This is a genomic window from Pseudoalteromonas shioyasakiensis (assembly GCF_001550135.1).
GTDB classification, from domain to species: Bacteria; Pseudomonadota; Gammaproteobacteria; order Enterobacterales; family Alteromonadaceae; genus Pseudoalteromonas; species Pseudoalteromonas shioyasakiensis.
The window spans coordinates 46,285-66,925 of record NZ_LRUE01000018.1 but is presented as its reverse complement, the minus strand read 5'-3'; the positions used below and the strand labels follow the sequence as shown (position 1 = coordinate 66,925).

Sequence of the window (20,641 nt, the reverse complement as noted above, 5' to 3'; positions counted from 1 at the left end):
TTCACAGGAGCTTAATATCAAGGCGTTACTTTGCAAGAATGGCATCCCCTTTTAAGAAGTAACAACGATGAGAGTAAGTGCCTGTGAAGCGCCCAAAGGGTTGGTTTAAAAGCGATTTATACTGCGTTATTGATTTTAACAATAGAACCACTATTACTTGCAATCAATGCCTTGCCTAAATCGCTTTTAATTCCAACTGAAACTCGCATCTTGAGGTGGTTTGGGTATATAAGCAGTTACGTTTTTAAATTGTAACCCTTCATCTATGATTCAGGCTAAAACGTTAGGCTTTTTATCAAGAGCAAACGTTAAGGGTCTCTATTATGAATAAATTACTTACTATCTCAGTTGCCGTTTTAGGTTTGAGTTTGATGCCTATGGAAGCAAACGCGAAACATGATCGTGACCATGATAGATACGAACATAAGCACGAACGTAAAAAGCATAAAAAACACCACAAACATCACAAACATCACCATCATGACAGACATGATCGTTATGATAGGTACGACCGTTACAGTTACCGTGATTTACCACCTGGTTTATACAAAAAAGTAGGGCATGGTGGTGGCTTACCACCAGGTTGGTATAAGCGTTATCATCATGGTGATATTCTTGACCGTGATATATATCGTCATGGGCGAGTGATTAAACGTCGCGACCGAAATGGTATTATTGCCATCGAAATCGACGACCGTCTTATTCATCTAGTACACGATACGCGAGAGATTTTATCAATTGTTACTCGCCATCGTTAATCCTGTCAAAAGCCGCTTAGCGGCTTTTTTTAGCTGCTTTCATACCCAGTTCAGAAAAACTTGCTACGCTTAACTGGGACTAACAAAAGGAGCACTCGTATGAAAGCATTGTTAACAGTTGCAGTAATAGGTTTGAGCTTAGTGACGGCTGGCGCACTTGCGAAAGATAAAGACAAGGATAAGGACAAAGGTAAAAGCCTGCCACCTGGCCTAGAAAAGAAACTTGATAATGGTGGTGATTTACCACCTGGTTGGCAAAAAAAATTACGTAAAGGCGATATTCTTGACCGTGATATTTACCGCCGTGGCAAAGTGATTAAATCACGAGACAGAGATGGTCTAATTTCAATTCAAGTCGACGATACTGTCGTGCGTTTAGTGGAAGATACCCGAGAAATTATTTCTATTCTGAGCCGCTAGTTTTGCTTGAATCGATCATGACTTATGGATTGAGTTCACTATTGGCCATGCTGCTAGTGGTCTCAATCTTGCCATTTTCATATTCCCAACATTATTTAATTCGCAGTTGTGACTTTGTACGCTTGCAAGTGGTTTACCTTGCTTGTGGGAGTTTAATTGCTGCAAGCTATTTAATCAGTCGTACGGGATCAATGCTTTATATTGGTTGCGCTTTGGCTAGTATCCTAGTGCTGTTATTGCAAGTTGGCTGGATTTACCCTTACACAAGGCTAGCTAACAAAGAAGTTGCCTCAAGCAATAAGTCCGATAAGCACAGTATTCGTATTATGTCGGCAAATGTACTGATGTCGAACACCGAATATGACAAACTCATTGGCTTAGTTAAAACGCACCAACCTGATTTACTCATTACGTTAGAGTCTGATCAAACTTGGCAAAATGAACTGAGTAGTTTAGAACAAGAGTACCCATATCGAGTGTACTGCCCAAAAGATAATCGCTATGGCATGCACTTGTACAGCAAGTTTAAAATCAAACAACAGAAAGTTTGTGAGCTTATAGAAAGCGATATCCCCTCAATTCATATTTTGTTTGAAGATGCAGATGGCATAGAAGTACAAGGGCACTTTATTCATCCTGCTCCTCCGAGTCCTACGGAAGAAGACAGTTCACGACCCCGTGATACTGAGTTGATAATCTTAGCGAAAGCACTTAAAAACAGACAGCGACCTTGTATTGTTGCCGGTGATCTAAATGATGTTGCATGGTCGCGGAGTACCCGCTTGTTCATGCGTATTAGTGGTTTGTTAGATCCACGCAAAGGTCGCGGCTTTTTTAATACGTTTCATGCCAGTTATTTCTTTATGCGCTGGCCGCTTGACCACCTTTTTCATAGTAATGAGTTTAGCGTTAAGCGTATTGAGCGTTTGGCAAAATATGGCTCAGATCATTTTGCACTACTTACTGAACTTGTTTATAACCCCGATTCTGACAATCAAAAACAACAAGAGCAGATTGATAAAGAAAAAGCAGTGGATGAGTTAAAAATGCCATCAGCGTCTAAGCAGCAAGTGCCCATGTTTGAAAAGTGATAACCTTATTCAGGGTGGACAATTAGATATAAGAAAGGGCTCTAATGAGCCCTTTTTTGTGGTTAGTCGTTGATCATAATGGTTTTGATATTAACAAATTCACGTAGCCCAAAGCCGCCGTGTTCACGGCCATAGCCACTGTCTTTTACACCACCAAATGGTAAGTTCGGCTGAGCAAGACCATAGCCATTAATATTCACCATGCCGGTATCAAAATGGTGCTTTGCAAGCTCAATGGCTGCTTGTTCGTCTTTTGAGAAAATACCGCCACCAAGACCATAGCGAGAGTCATTAGCAATTTGCATAGCCTCATCATTATCTTTTGCCCTGATAAGCGATGCTACAGGGCCAAATAATTCATCATCATAGGCGGGCATGCCCGGTTTAATGTTTTCAAGCAGAGTCGGGGTGTAATAAAAGCCTGTGTGCTCAGCAACGTTACCGCCGGTAACAATGCTCGCACCCGCATTGACTGAATCAGTCACTTGCTGATGAAGTTTATCGCGCAGATCTTTACGGGCCATTGGACCGAGCGTGGTTTTTTCATCATTCGGATCACCAAGAACAACTTGTTCAAATTGTTCTTTAATTAAGGCTTTAAAATCATCGTATAAAGCATCAACAACAATAAAGCGTTTTGCGGCAACACAGGTTTGCCCGTTATTGATCAAACGCCCTTGTGTACATGCGGTAATCGCGGTATTTAAGTCAGCATCATCGAGTACAACATAGGCATCGTTACTGCCAAGCTCAAGTACGGTTTTCTTAACCTGTTTACCTGCAAGCTCAGCAACTTTTTTGCCTGTTTCGTCGCTACCAGTAAATGTCACACCTCGAATAGCTGAGTGCTCAATAAGTTTGCTTGCGGTTTTGCCGTCAATCAGTAGGTTTTTAAAGCAATAGTCATCAAAGCCAGCTTGAGTAAATAATTGCTCAATTTTTTCAGCCATGCCAAATACATTGCCTGCATGTTTTAGCACCGTGGTATTACCCGCCATGATATTCGCACAAGCATAGCGAATGACTTGATAAAGCGGGAAGTTCCAAGGTTGGATACCTAAAACGACACCGATTGGTTGGTAGCTAATAATTGCACGGCCGTCTTGCATATCACGGCTTTCATCAGCAAGCACTTGTGGCCCTTGCTCTGCGGTATAGCGACAAATTGCAGCGCAAAGCTCAACTTCCTGTAGGCCTTGTTGATATAACTTTCCCATTTCATCGGTCATCAACTGGGCCAACTCTTGCTGGTTTGATTCAATTACTTGTGCAAGTTGATTGAGTAATTTTGCTCGCTGCTCGTGGGATGTGGTGCGCCACTTTAAAAAAGCTTGATGACATTGGTCAACTTCACTCTGTGCTTGTTGCAATGACAATAAATTATACGTATTTAAGGTTTGCTCATTGGCTGGATTGATTGTAGTTACAGTATCAGTCATCATTATCTCCTTACAAAATTGTAGTAAAAGGTTTGCAAGGCTAATACCTATTTTTCGCTGTTCTAGCTGTTTGATTTAATTGTGTTTTATTTAATTTGAACTTGGCTAGGCACTCTTTTTTCTGTAAAAACTGCAACAGGCTGCAAAACTTACAAGGAATACGTAATGACAAATTCTGTGTTAAATACCGAACTTGCGATTATTCAAGCGCCAATGGCGGGTGTGCAAAACGCCAAACTGACAGTGGCTGTTTGTGAAGCTGGGGGGCTTGGCTCGTTACCTTGCGCTATGCTCTCGGCTGAGCAGCTTGTCTCAGAGCTTGATTACATTAGCCAGCATACTGATAAGCCTTACAACCTTAATTTCTTTTGTCATCAAACACCTGACTATACAATGGCTCAGCAAACTGCATGGCATAATGTACTTGAGCCTTATTTCGATGAGTTTGCTGTCGATGCCTCACAATTTACCCGTAACGCTTCACGCCAGCCAATTAATCAGCAAGTGATCGATATTATCGCGCCTTATAAGCCTGCCATTGTTAGCTTTCACTTTGGCCTGCCCAGTAAAGAGATTGTTTCTCAGATTAAAGCGTGGGGCGGAGCGGTTCTTTCATCAGCCACGACATTAGATGAAGCGCGCTGGTTACAAGCAAATGGTGCCGATGCGGTTATTGCACAAGGGATTGAAGCAGGCGGCCACCGCGGCCATTTTTTATCAATGGATTTATCGCTGCAACCAACCACTGTTCAATTGGTGCGAGAGTGTGTAAAGCTTGATATTCCCGTTATTGCTGCGGGTGGAATTTGTACAGCAGAAGATGTAGCCCAGTACCAAGCATTAGGTGTAGTAGCAGTGCAGGTGGGGAGCGCTTACTTACTTTGTGAAGAAGCGACAACAAGTGCTTTACATCGTGAAGTATTAAAAACGGCTAAGCCAGACTCAACAGAATTGACAACCTTATTCTCTGGCCGACCGGCCCGAGGAATACGCAACAGAGTGATGCAAGAATTAGGGGCGATGCCAGAGCAGGCGCCGCCATTTCCGTATGCGTCGATTGCAATGACCGCATTACGTGCAAAAGCAGAGGCTAAAGGCGACAGTGGTTTTTCACCGCTTTGGTGTGGTGAGCGCTTTGTGGTTCGAGAAGGTATAAACGCCCAGCAAATTACTGAACTACTAATGCAAGGTTGGCAGTCTTGACTGATACCCAGTTACTCCCACTTGGTGATAGTTACCATCAACTAGCCTGTGAATTTCGTAACAAGCTTGCTGGGCAATGCGCCATAAAGCGTTTCGCTAAAGGTGATGTTTTATTGCAGCAAGGTGACGAACAAGATGCAGGTTACTTAATTATATCTGGGGTGCTTGGGGCATTACATGCATCATCGCAAGGTGCGCAAAAGTGTAAAGAGTTCTACTTTCAAGATGAATTTGCACTGCTATATGGTAACTGGTTAACCAAAACCCCAGCGCTTTACCAGCTCAAAGTGATACGTGATGCTGAGCTTATTAAGGTGCCTTTGGTTTTATTTGATAGTAGTGACTGGCAAGCAATAAAACATCAGTTAATTAGTCAGCAATTAATGTTTAAAGAAGCAAAAGAAGCGTTTTTATTACTCAATACCCCTGAGCAGCGTTACCAATATTTACTGGAACAAAAACCGCATTGGCTTGAACAACTGAGTTTAAACGAGGTTGCTATGTATTTAGGGGTTTCTGCGATTTCTTTATCGCGAATTAGACGGCGTCTTAACTTAAGTTAAGGCGTAGCAAAACAGTAAACATTACACTGCTGATTTTTCAGGAGTCGTTATGTTTATTTTATCTCAGTGCTTAGTTGCCATTGCCACATTACTCGATTTGGCTTCATTTCAGTTTAAACAAAGGCAGGCAATTTTAGCTTGTTTGTTTAGCTCGGTTTTACTGACATCTGTGCACTTTATGCTGCTCGATAACTTCAGCGCTGCATGTTTAATGCTGATTGCAGCACTACGTTATGGCTATTGTATTTTTGCCCGCAAAACCTGGGTGATGATAGCTTTTATGCTTTTGAGTATTAGCGCAGTACTACTTACTTGGCAAAGCTGGGTTAGCTTTATCGCGCTGTCGGCAACGTTACTGCAAACTTATGCTTCATTCCAAGGCAAAGATTTTACCTTACGCATACTGATGATTGTTGGCACGATTGGTTGGATAGTCCATAACATTTTGGTTTTTTCACCACTAGCAGTGGTAATGGAAACGGTGTTTTTAATAAGTAATTTAGTGGGCTTATGGCGCTTTTATGCTCATCCTAAGCCCGCTTAAATTTGATTTAAGACTTACCTAGCATGCGGCTCAACATGCCATCTTTATCAACAAACTGGTGTTTAAGTGCAGCAGCAATGTGTAAGGCTAAAATCACCACGATAATAAGCACTGAACTGTGATGCACAAAGCTGCCTGCATCAGCAAGCCAAGGTGTTTTCTCTGGTGCGTTCAATAGCTCAAACTCAAAGAAGCTAATTGCACGACCACCCGCATAGCTCATGATAAAACCAGATAACGGCATAGCTAGAGTTGCAAGTAATAATAAGCCATGAGTGAGGTGAGCAATCGCTGTTTGCCATTTAGGCATTGCAGATGTCGCGGGTAATGCACCTTCTTTAATACGCCAAATAAGCCTTGCAATGGCAAAAACTAATACCACTAAGCCCATTGATTTATGCCAACCCATATAAGTAAATTTAGCGGGTGGCTCGGCAAAATCAGCAACATAAATGCCCATCGCGAATACGCCGATAAACAAAATGGCAACGGTCCAATGTAAAAGGATGGTTGGCTTTGAAAGGGGGGCTACTTTACTCATGGTTTACTCTCATAATTGGTTTTAACTATAAATATAGACTGCCACAATATCTGATGGTTGCGTAAAGTAATGTAAAATAACTTAAAGAATGTCAGCAATCAGCTTTAATAAAAAGGTTTCGCGCTGAATCGATAGGCCCTGTTTTTCACTCATTGCCATGGTGGTTTCGTTGTGTGCGATGGCATCAAAAATATTCACCCACTTAGGGTGCATGCCATTTTGCACTTCGTAATGCTCCATTTTTGGGTCTGCAAATTCATCGCTAATTTCACAGAAGTAGCAATAGGATTTGATATGAACACAATCAAAGTCGTCTTTATACCAAGGCCTGATTTCTTCGTATAATCCTAATGGCTGCTTTATTTTAATTTGTAGTGCACCCGTTTCTTCATGTAACTCTCGCAGGAGTCCTTGCTCAATGCTTTCGCCTTCATCAACGCCACCGCCAGGTAGGCTATAGTCATCATAACGGGCGGTATATAAAAGTAGTATTTGTTCACCTTTTAAAACAATGGCGCGGGCAGTGTGACGAATGAACACCGTTCCATAGTCATTACTTAAACTTGGGTGAATTACTTTTCTTAATAACTTCATAGAATTACAACTTTAAATTAATGCAAGTACAGCTTGGCTTAATATTGAACTCGCCATAATAACCTTTTTTCCGAATTTAATTCATTATACTTACCCCAAATCGAAACTAATAAGGTAATATAACTGGAATTAAGAACTATTTAGGTATTTAACGCATATAGTTTCATTTCATTATAACTATGCGTAAAATGGCAAAAAAAGCTTAGGGAATGAATATGTTAAACGTACTTTTGGTTGATGATGACAGTGAATTTAGTGATGTAGTTTGTCACATAGTTGAGTTCCTCGGGCACAATATAAATACCGCAGCGAACCTTGCTGAAGCGGAGCAATGGTTTGAAAACAACACATTTGATCATGTCTTTTTAGATTTCATGCTGCCAGATGGCAGCGGCCTGCATTTACTAGAGCATTTAAAAGCAATCGGTCAATCGCCTCGTGTTACGTTAATTTCAGGGCACCCTTCAGTAAAAGGTAAGCTGGCTGAAATGTGTGAGCCTAATGTAGGCCACCTAGTCAAACCACTGCAACGCGAAGACATTGAGCGTGTACTCAACCCGAAAAAAGCGACCCCTAAGAAAAAATCAACGCCAGCAATAAAACGTCACTTTGGCACTCTAATTGGTGAATCTGAAGTGATGCAAAAGCTTTATACTATGATTGAGCGTGTTGCAGCCACTTCTGCCAATGTAATGTTGATGGGTGAAAGTGGTGCCGGTAAAGAAGTGGTGGCGCAGGCGATACACAATGCGACTGAGTGTGATGGTCCGCTAGTGGCAACCAACTGTGGTGCATTTTCAAAAGAGCTGATTGGTAGCGAGCTTTTTGGTCATGAAAAGGGCGCGTTTACAGGGGCTATTGCGCGTAAAGAGGGGGTGTTTGAACAAGCTGCTGGTGGTACTTTGTTTTTAGATGAAGTAACTGAAATGCCAATTGATATGCAGCCAAACTTACTACGTGTACTTGAAAGCAAAAAAGTAACCCGAGTGGGTGGCACAAAAGAGCAAGCAGTAAATTGCCGTGTTATTTCTGCAACCAACCGCACTTTGACTGACCTTGCGCAAAACAATGTTATCCGTGAAGATATTTACTTTCGTTTAGCGGTATTCCCCATTGATATTCCACCACTTCGTGAGCGAAAAGAAGATATTCCACTGCTTGCCAATGCCTTTTTAGAGCAACTCAATGAAGAAAACGGCACTGACTTTAAATGGCAAGCGGCGCAAATCAAAGAGCTTGAAGCCCATGATTGGCCAGGTAACGTACGTGAACTTCGCCACGCTATTCACCGCGCCTTTATTATGAGTGACCCTAAAGGCACTGTTATTACCTTGCCTGAATCGCTAGAGTCACCATTTTCTAAAGTGAATAAAGAGAGTCAAGCAAACCAAGTCGTTGCAGGGCAAACCATTGAAGAAGTTGAAAAAGAATTGATCCACGCTACTTTAGATAAAGTACAAGGTAATAAGACGATTGCAGCACAAATGCTGGGGATCAGTACTAAAACACTTTATAACCGTTTAAATGCTTATGGAGGCATTGGCGAATACAAATAAAAGGATAGCTATGAATAATAACGAGTCTTTACGAAAAATGGTGCACGATGCCCGTGCGCCGCTGAACCGTATTTCAATGAATGCAGAGTTAGTTAAGCTCGTATTAGAAAATGATATGCCAAAACAAAAAGCACTAGAGGCATTAAATAAAATAATAGCTAATTGTCAGCAGTGTAGTGAGCACTTACAGGAAATAAGCGACACTTACGCAGCTGATTAAGCACTTAAAAACTGGGAAGCAAATGCAAAAACAAAAAGGAAAAATAGCAGTCAGTTGGGCTGGCTTTATTGCCGTGGTGCTGTGTATCGTGGTGGCTAATGCGTTTTTAGCCCTTAATAGCATTCGCTCACTCACCGAAACACAAAGTAGTCTTGATAACACCAACTCGCTTAACACCGCGATTGAGCGTTTGCATTTATCTGTAGTGCAAGCTGAGTCAGGTCAGCGTGGTTATTTACTTACTGACCGAGAAGATTATTTACTGCCTTACAATGATGCAATCGCTTCAATGCAGGCGCAGATTATGCTTGTGAAAAGTCTGCATTCTGAAATTGAAGGCCAAGCAGACCGCATTGCTCGTTTAATATATTTAGTAAACGACAAAGTTGCGGTGATGACTAAAACAACTGATCTGGCCCTTGCGAATAAAGACGTTAAGGCTCGCCGCTTGTTACTAACAGACCAAGGCCGTGATTTATACAAAGATATCCGCGCTGCAGTTGATGAAATTCAAATGCGTGAACTGAACTTTAAAATAGAGCAGTTTGCAAAGCTTTCTGAGATTAGAAATGAAGCTAAGCTAACATTTGCGATTACGGCAGTGACCAGTACCTTATTGATTATAGGTATGTTTGTATTAACTCGTATTAACCAACGTAACCAAGCTAAATATAGAGCTGAACTTGAAAGCCAAAATGAGAATCTAGCGGCAAAAGTCGCAGAGCGCACCCAAGAGCTAACCATATATTCAGACGAGTTAAGCCGCTCTAACAGAGAGTTAGAAGACTTTGCTTTTGTTGCAAGTCATGATTTACAAGAGCCACTGCGTAAGATTCAAGCTTTTAGTGACCGCCTTGAAAAGATGTTTAAAGATGAACTCGGTGAAAAAGGTATCGACTATATTAGCCGGATGAAAAATGCGGCGCAGCGTATGTCTAATTTAATCAATGACCTGCTTGAGTTCTCTCGCGTAACCACCCGGGGTAAAGATTTTACTGATACTGATTTAAATGAAGTTGTTGCAGAAGTTCTTGATGATCTTGAAATTGCGATAAAAGAATCTGAAACCACAGTTAACCTTGATACTTTACCGCATATTCAAGCCGATCCAAGCCAAATGCTGCAATTGTTCTTAAATATTCTTTCTAATGCGGTGAAGTTTAGACGTGAGAATGTTGCGCCTGTGATTGATATTGCATACCAACGAACGTCAGAATTTAGCGAAACTCACAATAGCGATGTGGAGTGGGAAGTTATTACAATTTCAGATAACGGCATCGGCTTTTCTGAAGAGTATCTCGAAAAAATATTTGTTCCGTTTCAGCGATTGCATGGTCGTTCTCAATATAAAGGCACAGGCATAGGTTTATCGGTTTGTCGCCGTATTGTTGAGCGTCACGGCGGAGAAATAACCGCAAGCAGTCGCGTTGGTGAGGGTGCAAGTTTCACTATTAAATTACCCGTGGAAGCATCGCTTTTCACATTACAAGGAGAGGCGTAATGCCACTTAATAAAGTTAAACCAATTACCATTTTAATGGCTGATGACGACGAAGATGATCGTTTATTAACCCAAGACGCATTGGCCGAAAGCCGTGTATTGAACGAGCTGTTTTTTGTTGAAGACGGTGTAGAACTGCTTGAATACCTTGAGCGTAAAGGCAAATTTAGTGAAAAAGAAAACTCGCCTCGTCCGGGCTTGATTTTACTCGATTTAAATATGCCGCGTATGGATGGTCGAGAAGCTTTACAAGCCATCAAAGCCAACCCTAACTTGAAGGGCATACCGGTTGTGATTTTAACCACATCAAAACAAGAAGAAGATATGGTTAAAGGCTACGACTTGGGCGCTGCATCATACATCACTAAACCGGTTACTTTTGAAGGTTTAGTTGAGTTAATGCAAACATTAGGGAAATACTGGGTAGAGTTTGTAGAGCTACCAACATCACAGAACGATTAAGTCCAATTCGCAATCATACTTAATTAAGCAAATTGGAATAAGGAATAAGAATGTTAGACAAGGTAACCCGATTACTCTTAGTAGAAGACGACGAAGACGATTATATTCTTACTTGCGACTACTTAGACCAATTAGGTTCCCATACATTCGATGTTGAGTGGTTAAGTTGCCCTGAAGAGGCCATTAGTGAGCTTAGCGAAAACAAACATGATATTTGTTTGTTAGATTACCGCTTAGGCGCATCAGATGGCCTCGAAGTACTAAAACGGGCTGTAGCAAATGGCTTTCGCGGCCCGATTATCATGCTAACCGGGCAATCAGATGAAGCTCTCGATTCTGCAGCACTCGATGCCGGTGCGGTTGATTATCTGGTTAAAAGCGAGATGAACTCTAGCCGCTTTGCCCGTGCTATACGCTACGCTTTAGCTCGCCGAGATGTTGAAGATGAGCGTGTTGAGCGTTTAAAAGCAGAAGCTGAAAACCGCTCTAAAGACCGCTTTTTGGCCCATTTGAGTCATGAGTTACGCACACCTCTGTCTTCTATCTTGGGTTACACAGAGTTACTCATGCAAAGTGATAAAAATCAGCATGCTCAAAATGAGTTGGGTGTGATTTACCGAAATGGTAAACACTTACTGAGTTTGCTGAATGATGTGCTCGACCTATCAAAGATTGCTGCCGATAAACTGGAGCTCAATTGCAGTGATGTTAACTTAGATAGCCTAATGGCTGACGTTTATACCTTAATGCGCGTTTCTGCGCTTGATAAAGGCTTAACTCTTAAGTTTGAGTCGCAGCAAGCTCTGCCTTTAGTTATAAACACAGATGCTACGCGGTTACGCCAAATCCTCATTAACATCATCAACAACGCAATCAAGTTTACCAACCAAGGCGAGATCACAGTGCGAGCTTGGACTGCTTGGGTTAATGAGCGGGAAATGCTGTTTTTTAGTATTAAAGACACTGGCCTTGGAATCCCAGCCGAAAAACAAGCATTGATCTTTAAACCATTTGAACAAATTGCCGATGTAGAATCTCGAGATGTCGGTGGAGCAGGATTGGGCCTTGCTATTTGTTCAGAGTTACTTAGTCGTATGCAAGGTTCTATTGAACTTGAATCAACGCAAGGCGTGGGCTCTGAATTTACCCTTTCGATTTACCCTGGCAATATTCGAGATATTGAACGCCAAGTGCTGAGCTTTGATTCAAACCCCGATTGCCAGCAAAAACTAGCAACGTTAAAAACCACTGGGCGAGTATTAGTGGTCGACGACCTAAAAGATTTACGTAATCTCGTTGGCCATATGATCACCAGCACCGGGGCAGAAGTGGAGTATGCAGAACATGGTAAACAAGCGATTGAAAAAGTAGCTAATGCAGAGCAAGCGGGTAAGCCTTTTGATATTGTATTTATTGATTTGCATATGCCGGTTATGGGCGGCAAAGAGGCCACTATAGAGCTTCGTAAAATGGGTTATCAAGGGCCGATTATTGCCCTTACCGCCGCCACCATGAAAGGGGTGAAAACAGAATTAAGTGCGCTTGGCTTTAACGATATGATTGCCAAGCCGGTTGATTCTGGGTTGCTTTACCAAGTGCTCAATCATTATATTTGCGAAGGCAATACTGCACCTGTGGTTGAGCAAGACGACAGCCCTGAAATGACATTACAAAGCACGCGCTATTTACTGGTCGAAGACGACAGTGATGCGGCGCAAATCACTCAGTTATTGCTTGAAAGCTTAGGTGTTGAAACTGTTATAGCGCCAAGTTGTGCCGCATGTCTTGCGACCCTGAGTCACGATCAAAATTTTGCTAAAGTATTACTGGATATGCATTTGCCGGATGGTGAAGGGCTTGATTTAGCCCATGAGATAAAACAGCGCCACCCTGACTTAAATCTAGTCATCGTTAGTGGCGCCGAGCCAGAACCAGAAAAAATCAAGCAACTTGAGATTGAACAAGTGCTATTAAAGCCGATTAACCTTGGCTTGTTATCTGAGCTGATTGGCGGCTAATTGAATGCCTAACTACCAGTTCCGGTTCAAATAGCGTTTGTAGTGGTGGTGTTTGTTTTTGATAAACTTGGTTTAACACCCAATCAGCTGCCATGCGGCCCATTTCATCGATTGGATAATTAACGGTGCTCAATTGTGGGTAAACATGACGGGTGAAAAACACGTTATCGTAACCCATAATCGACAATTGCTTAGGTAAAGTTAGCCCTAAATCCCGCGCGCTAGCCATGGCACCCACTGCCATTTCATCATTGGCACAGATAAGCGCAGTGAATGGATGCGTTTGTTCATGAAGCGCCTTTAACCCTTCATAACCACTCGCTTCCATGAAGTCACCTTGGAATAATAGGTTTTCATCAAACTCAAGGTTAAACTCAGCAAGAGCCTGTTTATGACCTTCTAAGCGGTCTTTAGCATCTTGTTTCCAAAGCGGCCCGCTGATGTAGGCAATATTTTTATGACCTTGCTCTAACACATGCTTCGCCGCTAAATAGCCACCTTTAATGTTGTTAAGCAAAATACAGCGGTCACTGAGTTCGCTGATATAGCGGTTGATCAAAACAAACGGCGTCCGACCTTTACTGAGTTTTATAAGGTAGTCGTCGCTGACCGCTTCAACATGCAAAATAAGGCCATCGCAGTTACGGCTAATTAAAAATTCAATCCCTTGTTTTTCGCGTTCTTCATCACTGTGACCCGCAGCAATAATCAGATGTTTGCCTTGATTACGAAAGGTATTTTCAATGCCGCTCATCATAGGCCCGTAAAACGGACCCTGTAATTCAGAGACCAGTAGGCCAACACTGTTCGAGCAATTTGATGCCAATGACTGAGCAATTGAGTTAGGTCGATAGCCAAGTTCATCCATTGCGGCAGTGACTTTTTTACGTGTTGCATCACTGACATTTGCATTGTTGTTCATTACTCGTGAAACGGTTGCAAGAGAAACACCTGCTAGTTTCGACACCTCGTAAATGGTGGCCATGTTATTCCTTTTTAAACAAAATTATGGGTGCTGCTTTAACGATAAATCGGCACTGATCTGCTCAACCGTTTGGTTATCCAGAATATACCTTTTCATTATAAAAGCGACAAGCATACTACCTATTGCTGGGTAAAGGGTAAACGAAATTAATATACCCGAAAGCGTGTGTTCACTGAGTTCGGTATTAGCTTCATAGCCATAAAATGCCAGTAACCAACCTGCAATGGCACCGCCAAGGGCAAGACCAAGCTTAATAAAGAAGACCACGCTTGCGTAGACTAGGCCTGTTAGCCTTTCACCAGTTTTCCATTGCCCGTAATCTATGGTGTCGGCCATTTTTGCCCACAGTAGCGGGGTTGCCATTTGCGTGAAGAAACACCATAAAAAGTACACTGCAAAGGCAAGTATCAGTTGTTCACCCGGCAACCAAAATGCCACGCAACTGATAGCTGCAGAGATATATTGCAAACGAATATAGGCGGTTTTCTTATCAACACGTTTGCTGAGTGGGTTTGCACAGGCACAGCCCAAAATATTACCTATCATGCCGATGGTAACAAAGTAGGTGACTAGCTCTGCTTCACCAAGTACATATTTTACATAGTAAATGGCAAGGGTCGTGCGCAATACCATACTGGTTAACAGCATAAATGCAGCAAAGCACAACACTTTAAATGGACCATTTTGCCATAGTGTGTTCATGCGGGTTTTCCAGCTCAACGATGAGCTGTTATGAGCTGCAACACGCTCTTTGGTAAAGCGAAAACAAATCAGAAATAAGATTACACCTAAGCCGCTCATCAGGGCCATAGTGAGTTGGTAGCCCGTTGCGTTATCACCTTTGCCAAGCCAATTTACCAAAGGCAAAGTAAAGGCACTGACAATTAAGCCGCCCAGCATACCAAACACAAAGCGATATGATTGAATGGATACTCGCTCTTTAGGGTCGCTACTTAATACCCCACCTAACGCTGAGTAAGGAATATTAATCGCGGTGTAAACCAGCATCAGCAAAGTGTAAGTGACAAACGCATAAATGACTTTGCCTGATTCAGGAAGGTCGGGCGTGGTGAAGGTGATCATGCTGATCACCCCAAATGGTAAAGCAAGCCAGAGTAAGTAGGGACGATAGCTTCCCCACTTAGTGCGGGTTGAATCAGTTAAAGCTCCCATTAATGGGTCGGTAATTGCATCAACGACTCTCACCACCAAAAACAAGGTGCCAACAATCGCGGGTGAAATACCAAAGATATCAGTATAGAAAAAAGTTAAAAATAACATCACCGTTTGAAAGATGATATTACTTGCTGTATCGCCTAATCCGTAGGCTATTTTTTCTCTTTTTGTCAGCATGTGTGTTCTCGATTGTTGTTATTTTTATCGCTGTTTGAGTAGCGCGCGATATTGTTTTGCGCTTTCTTTTAAAATGCGTTGTTGGCTTTGATAATCAATATAAACTAACCCAAAGCGCTTTTCGTAGCCATACGCCCATTCAAAGTTGTCCATTAAGCTCCACGCAAAGTAGCCTTGAATATCAACGCCTTGGCGAATTGCATCACACACTGCATTTAAGTGAGTGTGATAATAATCTACTCGTTCTATATCGTTCACTTCACCATTTTCTAACGTATCGGCCATGGCTGCGCCATTTTCGGTAATATACATTTTTGGTAAATCATATTGCTGATGAAGTGATACCAAAAGTTCAGTTAAACCTTGTGGGTAAACTTCCCAGCCCATATCGGTAACGCGAACATCTGTAAGGTTTGCTTCTTCAAACCAGTTATCAGCGGTATTTCTGTAGTGTATGCGGGTATAGTAGTTAACGCCAATAAAGTCGACATCTTGGCTAATAATTGCCATATCGCCAGCAATAATAGTTGGCTTAACTTCATCTGCTAAATCATCCAGTAAAGATGGGTAAGCACCTTCTAAAACCGCTTTGATATACCATTGATTATGGTATTGATCAGCAAGCTCTGCGGCTTTTTTATCATCGGCGGTTAAAGGGTAGGTCGGGCTGAAGTTTAATACGATACCTGCTTCTGTGTCTGGGCAGTTTTTACGTAATACTTGCATAGCAAGGCCGTGGGCAAGTAATAAGTGGTGCGCTGCTTGTCGGCCAGCTTGTTGCGATTTAATGCCAGGTGCATGTACACCCACTTCATAACCTAAGTAGGCACTACAAAATGGCTCGTTCAAGGTGGCGAATGAATCAACTAAGTGACCAAGGTGTTGAGTAACAAGTTCGGCATAGTCTTTAAATTTATAGGCTGTCTCGCGGTTTAACCAACCGCCATTATCTTCAAGGTATTGAGGTAAATCCCAGTGATATAAGGTGACGTAGGTCTTAATATTACGTGCTTTTAACGCCGATAATAGCTGAGCGTAAAATGCCATACCTTGCTCGTTAACCGAGCCATCTTGTTGCATGACCCTCGGCCACGAAATAGATAAGCGGTAAGCATCGACAGCCAAATCTGCAATCATCTCGACATCTTGCTGCCAACGCGCAACATGATCGCAAGCGACATCGCCATGGCTTTGATCTGCAATGGTGCCAGGCTTTTCGCAAAATGTATCCCAAATACAATCGAGGCGCTTATCGCGTGCCCCTTCAATCTGAAATGAGGCTGTTGCCACCCCAAAAGTGAATTCGGGCTTGAGCAAAGCCGAATCTGGTAACAGTGAGATTGATTTATACACAGTTAATACTCGTCCTTTGGGTTAGTGTAAGGCTTGAATATTTAGAGTTTTGGCTCCGCTGTAAGCGCTTACATTTTTTCTGTAAATAAATTGCTAAATATGATTTATATGTTATAAATGTAAGCGCTTACATTTGATGTTGCAACATTTTTCGCTATTTGTTGTTAGTAATTAAGTACCAGAGTTTGCTGTAACAAACTGATAAATATAATTAACTAGAGAAGAAAATTATGGCTCATGTATCAACTCCTGTTTCGGCTGCAGCAGGCCAAGCAGATATGCCAAAGCAGCACTTTGCGCTGGCATCATTGACCACATTATTTTTTATGTGGGGATTCATCACCTGTCTTAATGACATATTAATCCCTTACTTAAAAGGCATGTTTTCACTTAACTATACGCAGGCTATGCTTATACAGTTTTGCTTCTTTGGCGCGTATTTTGTGATGTCGATTCCGGCAGGTAAGTTGGTCAGTCGTATTGGTTACCAATTTGGTATCGTGGTCGGCTTAGTGGTTGCAGCCATTGGTTGTGCGCTGTTTTACCCAGCTGCTGTTGCTCATGTGTATGAGTTATTTTTACTAGCTTTGTTTGTACTTGCTTCGGGTATTACTATTTTACAAGTATCTGCTAACCCTTATGTAAGTGTTCTTGGCCCACAAAAAACAGCGTCTTCGCGTTTGACTATGACGCAAGCGTTTAATTCTTTAGGAACAACAGTCGCACCAATTTTTGGTGGTTGGTTAATTCTATCTGAAATTAGTCAAGCTACAGCAGAAGAAGTGAAACTCCCTTATTTAATGTTGTCGTTAACCTTACTTGTGCTTGCGGTTATCTTTGCGTTTTTAAAACTGCCAAAACTAGGTAAAGAAAGTGATAGCGAAGCGGCACACCAAGACCTAGAAGACTTTGTTGATTTAGGCAGTGTTTGGCGCTATCGCCACCTAATTCTAGGTGCTGTTGGTATTTTTGTGTATGTAGGCGCAGAGGTGGCAATTGGTAGTTTCTTGGTGGGCTTTTTGACCCTTGATAACATTGCGGGTTTACCAGAAAACGAAGCCGCGCATTATATTAGCTACTATTTTGCAGGAGCCATGGTTGGCCGCTTTATTGGCGCTGCTGTAATGCAAAAATTTAATGCAGGTAAGGTGTTAGCATGTCATGGCTTATTGGCTGTTTTACTGGTTGTGATTGCTATGACTGGAGAGGGCAGCCTGGCTATGTGGGCAATTCTGCTTGTGGGTTTATGTAACTCGATTATGTTCCCAACCATTTTCAGCCTTGCTTTACACGGCCTTGGTAAGTACACATCAAAAGGTTCTGGTATTTTATGTTTAGCGATTGTAGGTGGTGCAATTATTCCATTACTACAAGGTGTGTTAGCCGATTCTATTGGCGTACAAATGGCGTTATTCTTACCTATCGCCTGTTATTTATATATTACTTACTTTGCGCTGGTTGGCTCAAAAGTATCGACTCAGACTCAGCAATCTTCATAGGTGTAAAAATGAAATTGAAAAAAACATTCACACTCTTCTCGTTAATGATGGCAGGCGCCAGCATGACAGCTTGCACTGGGCAAGATAAGGTGGCAAACGTGAGCGCTGAGCAAGAAATTTGGCCAAACATCGAAACGGGCATTGCTGCAAATCCAGAAATGGAAGCAAAAATTGCGAAAATGCTGGCAAATATGACCCTTGAGCAAAAAATTGCGCAAATGATCCAACCAGAAATTCGCGATATTACCGTTGAAGATATGCGTAAATACGGCTTTGGTTCTTACCTTAATGGCGGTGGCGCATTCCCTAATAATGATAAACATGCTAGTGCTGCAGATTGGATTGATCTTGCTGAAAAAATGTATCAAGCCTCAATTGATGACTCGCTTGATGGCAGCTCAATTCCGACTATGTGGGGCACCGATGCTGTGCATGGTCACAATAACGTTATTGGTGCGACACTATTCCCTCATAACATTGGTTTAGGTGCAACAAACAACCCTGAGCTAATCGAAAAAATTGCAGCCGCTACCGCGCAAGAAGTGATGGTAACCGGCATCGATTGGGTATTCGCGCCAACAGTCGCAGTTGTTCGTGACGACCGCTGGGGTCGTACTTATGAAGGTTACTCTGAAGACCCTGAAATTGTAAAAGCATATTCAGCAGCCATTGTTAAAGGGTTGCAAGGTGCGGTTGATGACGACTTTTTATCTGATAAGCGCGTGATAAGTACCGTTAAACACTTTTTAGGTGATGGCGGCACAGAAGGCGGTGATGACCAAGGTAATAACACAGCATCTGAGCAAGAGTTATTTGATATTCATGCGCAAGGGTATGTGGGCGGCTTAGGTGCTGGCGCACAAACTGTAATGGCGTCATTTAATAGCTGGAATGGTGAAAAAATTCACGGTAGCAAATACCTACTTACTGACGTACTAAAAGGCAAAATGGGCTTTGATGGTTTTGTTGTTGGTGACTGGAACGGCCATGGTCAAATTCCGGGTTGTACTAATGGCAACTGCGCGCAAGCAGCAAATGCCGGTCTTGATGTGTACATGGTGCCAACAGATGCATGGAAACCACTTTACGAAAACCTTATTAAGCAAGTTAAAAGTGGTGAAATTGCGCAAAGCCGCATTGATGATGCAGTAACACGTATCTTACGTGTAAAAATGCGCGCAGGTTTGTTTGATAAGCCAAGCCCTGCTAAGCGTCCGCTTTCAGGTAAAACAGAAATCATTGGTAGTGCAGAACATCGCGCAGTTGCAAAACAAGCGGTACGTGAATCATTGGTTCTTCTGAAAAATAAACAACAGTTGTTACCGCTATCAGCAAATTCAAACGTATTAGTTGCCGGTCAGGGCGCTGATAACATTGGTATGCAGTCAGGTGGTTGGACAATCACATGGCAAGGCACAGGTAATGAAAATAGTGACTTCCCGGGTGGCTCTTCAATTTTTGATGGGATCAAAAATACAGTTGAGCAGGCCGGTGGTCAGGTTCAATACAATGTAAATGGCGAATTTGAAGCTAAGCCAGATGTTGCGATTGTGGTATTTGGTGAACAACCGTATGCAGAAGGTAATGGTGATTTAGATAACCTTGAATACCAACGCGGTAATAAAACTGATTTAGCCCTACTTAAAAAGCTAAAAGATGCCGGTATTCCTGTGGTGTCGCTATTTATTAGTGGCCGCCCAATGTGGGTGAATGCAGAGCTCAATGCCAGTGATGCGTTTGTCGCAACTTGGTTACCAGGTAGTGAAGGTGATGCAATCAGCGATGTTATCTTTAAAAAGCAAGATGGCTCTATCAATCATGACTTTAAAGGTAAGTTATCGTTCTCATGGCCAAATAACCCGGTAGGTAACCAAAACCGTGGTGATAAAGATTACGCGCCACTATTGCCTTACGGCTTTGGTTTAACTTACCAAGATAAAAATACATTAGCAGATGACTTAAGCGAAAAATCACAAGTTGCCGCTAAATTAGAAGACTTAGTACTATTTGAGCGTGCCGTAAAAGCACCATGGTCACTACAGTTGCAAAGTGGTTCTGAGCTCCAAGCCATGACTAGTAGTCGTGCAGCACTTAACGCTGTTAGCGTAAAAACCTTTGATAAAGACGTACAAGAAGATGCGCGCGCAATCAGCTTTAATGGTAAAGAAGCGGCTGCGGTTCGTTTAATGGCGGCGTTCCCGTCGGATCTTCGTTCATACGTTGAAAAAGCGGGGCAGTTAGAAATGCAAATTAAGGTAGACCAAGTTGCTGATGCGCCGTTAATGCTGGGTATGCAATGCGGTGAAAACTGTGACGGCCAATTTGATATTAGCAAACAGGTTAAAGCAGCAAGTGATTGGCAAACCCTGACAATCGATTTGAGCTGCTTTGCTGAGCAAGGTGTGCAACTTGGACAAGTGTTCTCACCTTGGCAGCTAGCCACTGAAGGTGCATGGCAGGTATCGATTGCTAAATTGAATGTGACAACCTCGAAGAAAAACGATACTGCTATTCCTTGCAACTAACTTTTTTCTCCCTTAAT

19 protein-coding genes are annotated in these 20,641 nt (G+C 42.3%); 13 read left to right on the top strand and 6 right to left on the bottom strand.

The features are described 5' to 3' along the window. Positions 1–323: 323 nt before the first annotated feature. From PASHI_RS14165 to PASHI_RS14155, 3 genes are all read left to right on the top strand, one after another. Positions 324–758, top strand: coding sequence for a hypothetical protein (locus PASHI_RS14165; RefSeq protein ID WP_062566112.1), 435 nt, complete (start codon positions 324–326; stop codon positions 756–758). Between the two features lie 99 nt (positions 759–857). Next, positions 858–1,178, top strand: a complete 321-nt coding sequence (locus PASHI_RS14160; RefSeq protein ID WP_062566111.1) for a hypothetical protein — start codon at positions 858–860, stop codon at positions 1,176–1,178. A gap of 17 nt (positions 1,179–1,195) precedes the next feature. Then, on the top strand, positions 1,196–2,269 hold the full coding sequence (locus tag PASHI_RS14155) for an endonuclease/exonuclease/phosphatase family protein (protein ID WP_082710953.1): 1,074 nt from the start codon (positions 1,196–1,198) through the stop codon (positions 2,267–2,269). Between the two features lie 62 nt (positions 2,270–2,331). On the opposite strand, the gene PASHI_RS14150 is transcribed toward PASHI_RS14155, so the two are convergent. After that, positions 2,332–3,708, bottom strand: coding sequence for an NAD-dependent succinate-semialdehyde dehydrogenase (locus PASHI_RS14150; protein WP_062566109.1), 1,377 nt, complete (start codon positions 3,706–3,708; stop codon positions 2,332–2,334). Positions 3,709–3,873: 165 nt separating this feature from the next. On the opposite strand from PASHI_RS14150, the gene PASHI_RS14145 reads away from it, so the two are divergent. The 3 genes from PASHI_RS14145 to PASHI_RS14135 are packed head-to-tail and all read left to right on the top strand — an operon-like array spanning position 3,874 to position 6,018. Next, on the top strand, positions 3,874–4,911 hold the full coding sequence (locus tag PASHI_RS14145; RefSeq protein WP_062566108.1) for an NAD(P)H-dependent flavin oxidoreductase: 1,038 nt from the start codon (positions 3,874–3,876) through the stop codon (positions 4,909–4,911). Continuing rightward, entirely contained in the window at positions 4,908–5,474 is a 567-nt protein-coding gene (locus PASHI_RS14140) for a Crp/Fnr family transcriptional regulator (RefSeq protein WP_062566107.1), read from the top strand. The genes PASHI_RS14145 and PASHI_RS14140 overlap by 4 nt, the downstream gene beginning before the upstream one ends. Before the next feature lie 49 nt (positions 5,475–5,523). Continuing rightward, positions 5,524–6,018: a YgjV family protein gene (locus tag PASHI_RS14135; RefSeq protein WP_062566106.1), complete on the top strand. Its 495-nt coding sequence runs from the start codon at positions 5,524–5,526 to the stop codon at positions 6,016–6,018. 7 nt (positions 6,019–6,025) lie between these two features. On the opposite strand, the gene PASHI_RS14130 is transcribed toward PASHI_RS14135, so the two are convergent. Then, a complete protein-coding gene (locus tag PASHI_RS14130) occupies positions 6,026–6,559 on the bottom strand; it encodes a cytochrome b (protein WP_062566105.1) in 534 nt (177 codons plus the stop codon). 81 nt (positions 6,560–6,640) lie between these two features. Then, positions 6,641–7,153 (bottom strand): NUDIX hydrolase, encoded by a 513-nt coding sequence (locus PASHI_RS14125; RefSeq protein ID WP_062566104.1) that lies wholly within the window; start codon positions 7,151–7,153, stop codon positions 6,641–6,643. Between the two features lie 215 nt (positions 7,154–7,368). Here PASHI_RS14125 and PASHI_RS14120 point away from each other — a divergent pair, with 215 nt between their 5' ends. Genes PASHI_RS14120 through PASHI_RS14100 form a run of 5 tightly spaced genes read left to right on the top strand, consistent with a single transcriptional unit; the run spans position 7,369 to position 12,909 of the window. After that, on the top strand, positions 7,369–8,709 hold the full coding sequence (locus tag PASHI_RS14120; RefSeq protein WP_062566103.1) for a sigma-54-dependent transcriptional regulator: 1,341 nt from the start codon (positions 7,369–7,371) through the stop codon (positions 8,707–8,709). Between the two features lie 10 nt (positions 8,710–8,719). After that, positions 8,720–8,929 (top strand): histidine kinase, encoded by a 210-nt coding sequence (locus PASHI_RS14115; RefSeq protein ID WP_062566102.1) that lies wholly within the window; start codon positions 8,720–8,722, stop codon positions 8,927–8,929. A 22-nt stretch (positions 8,930–8,951) separates the two neighbouring features. Beyond that, positions 8,952–10,430, top strand: coding sequence for a sensor histidine kinase (locus PASHI_RS14110; protein WP_062566101.1), 1,479 nt, complete (start codon positions 8,952–8,954; stop codon positions 10,428–10,430). Then, entirely contained in the window at positions 10,430–10,891 is a 462-nt protein-coding gene (locus PASHI_RS14105) for a response regulator (RefSeq protein ID WP_062566100.1), read from the top strand. The genes PASHI_RS14110 and PASHI_RS14105 overlap by 1 nt, the downstream gene beginning before the upstream one ends. A gap of 50 nt (positions 10,892–10,941) precedes the next feature. Then, positions 10,942–12,909, top strand: a complete 1,968-nt coding sequence (locus tag PASHI_RS14100; protein ID WP_062566099.1) for a response regulator — start codon at positions 10,942–10,944, stop codon at positions 12,907–12,909. Here the strand turns inward: PASHI_RS14100 and PASHI_RS14095 are convergent. Genes PASHI_RS14095 through PASHI_RS14085 form a run of 3 tightly spaced genes read right to left on the bottom strand, consistent with a single transcriptional unit; the run spans position 12,872 to position 16,600 of the window. Next, positions 12,872–13,894 carry a LacI family DNA-binding transcriptional regulator gene (locus PASHI_RS14095; protein ID WP_062566098.1) on the bottom strand — a complete coding sequence of 341 codons (1,023 nt, stop codon included), beginning with the start codon at positions 13,892–13,894 and terminating at the stop codon, positions 12,872–12,874. The two genes, PASHI_RS14100 and PASHI_RS14095, sit on opposite strands and share 38 nt — an antisense overlap. Before the next feature lie 21 nt (positions 13,895–13,915). After that, positions 13,916–15,247, bottom strand: coding sequence for a glycoside-pentoside-hexuronide (GPH):cation symporter (locus PASHI_RS14090; RefSeq protein ID WP_062566097.1), 1,332 nt, complete (start codon positions 15,245–15,247; stop codon positions 13,916–13,918). 24 nt (positions 15,248–15,271) lie between these two features. Continuing rightward, positions 15,272–16,600 carry a GH1 family beta-glucosidase gene (locus tag PASHI_RS14085; RefSeq protein WP_062566096.1) on the bottom strand — a complete coding sequence of 443 codons (1,329 nt, stop codon included), beginning with the start codon at positions 16,598–16,600 and terminating at the stop codon, positions 15,272–15,274. Between the two features lie 230 nt (positions 16,601–16,830). Between PASHI_RS14085 and PASHI_RS14080 the strand changes: the two genes are divergently transcribed. Then, positions 16,831–18,099 carry a sugar MFS transporter gene (locus PASHI_RS14080; protein ID WP_062566095.1) on the top strand — a complete coding sequence of 423 codons (1,269 nt, stop codon included), beginning with the start codon at positions 16,831–16,833 and terminating at the stop codon, positions 18,097–18,099. Positions 18,100–18,146: 47 nt separating this feature from the next. After that, the gene (locus tag PASHI_RS14075; RefSeq protein WP_425272499.1) at positions 18,147–20,624 is read left to right on the top strand and encodes a glycoside hydrolase family 3 protein; all 2,478 of its coding nucleotides are present in this window, start codon (positions 18,147–18,149) and stop codon (positions 20,622–20,624) included. The last annotated feature ends 17 nt before the right edge of the window (positions 20,625–20,641 follow it).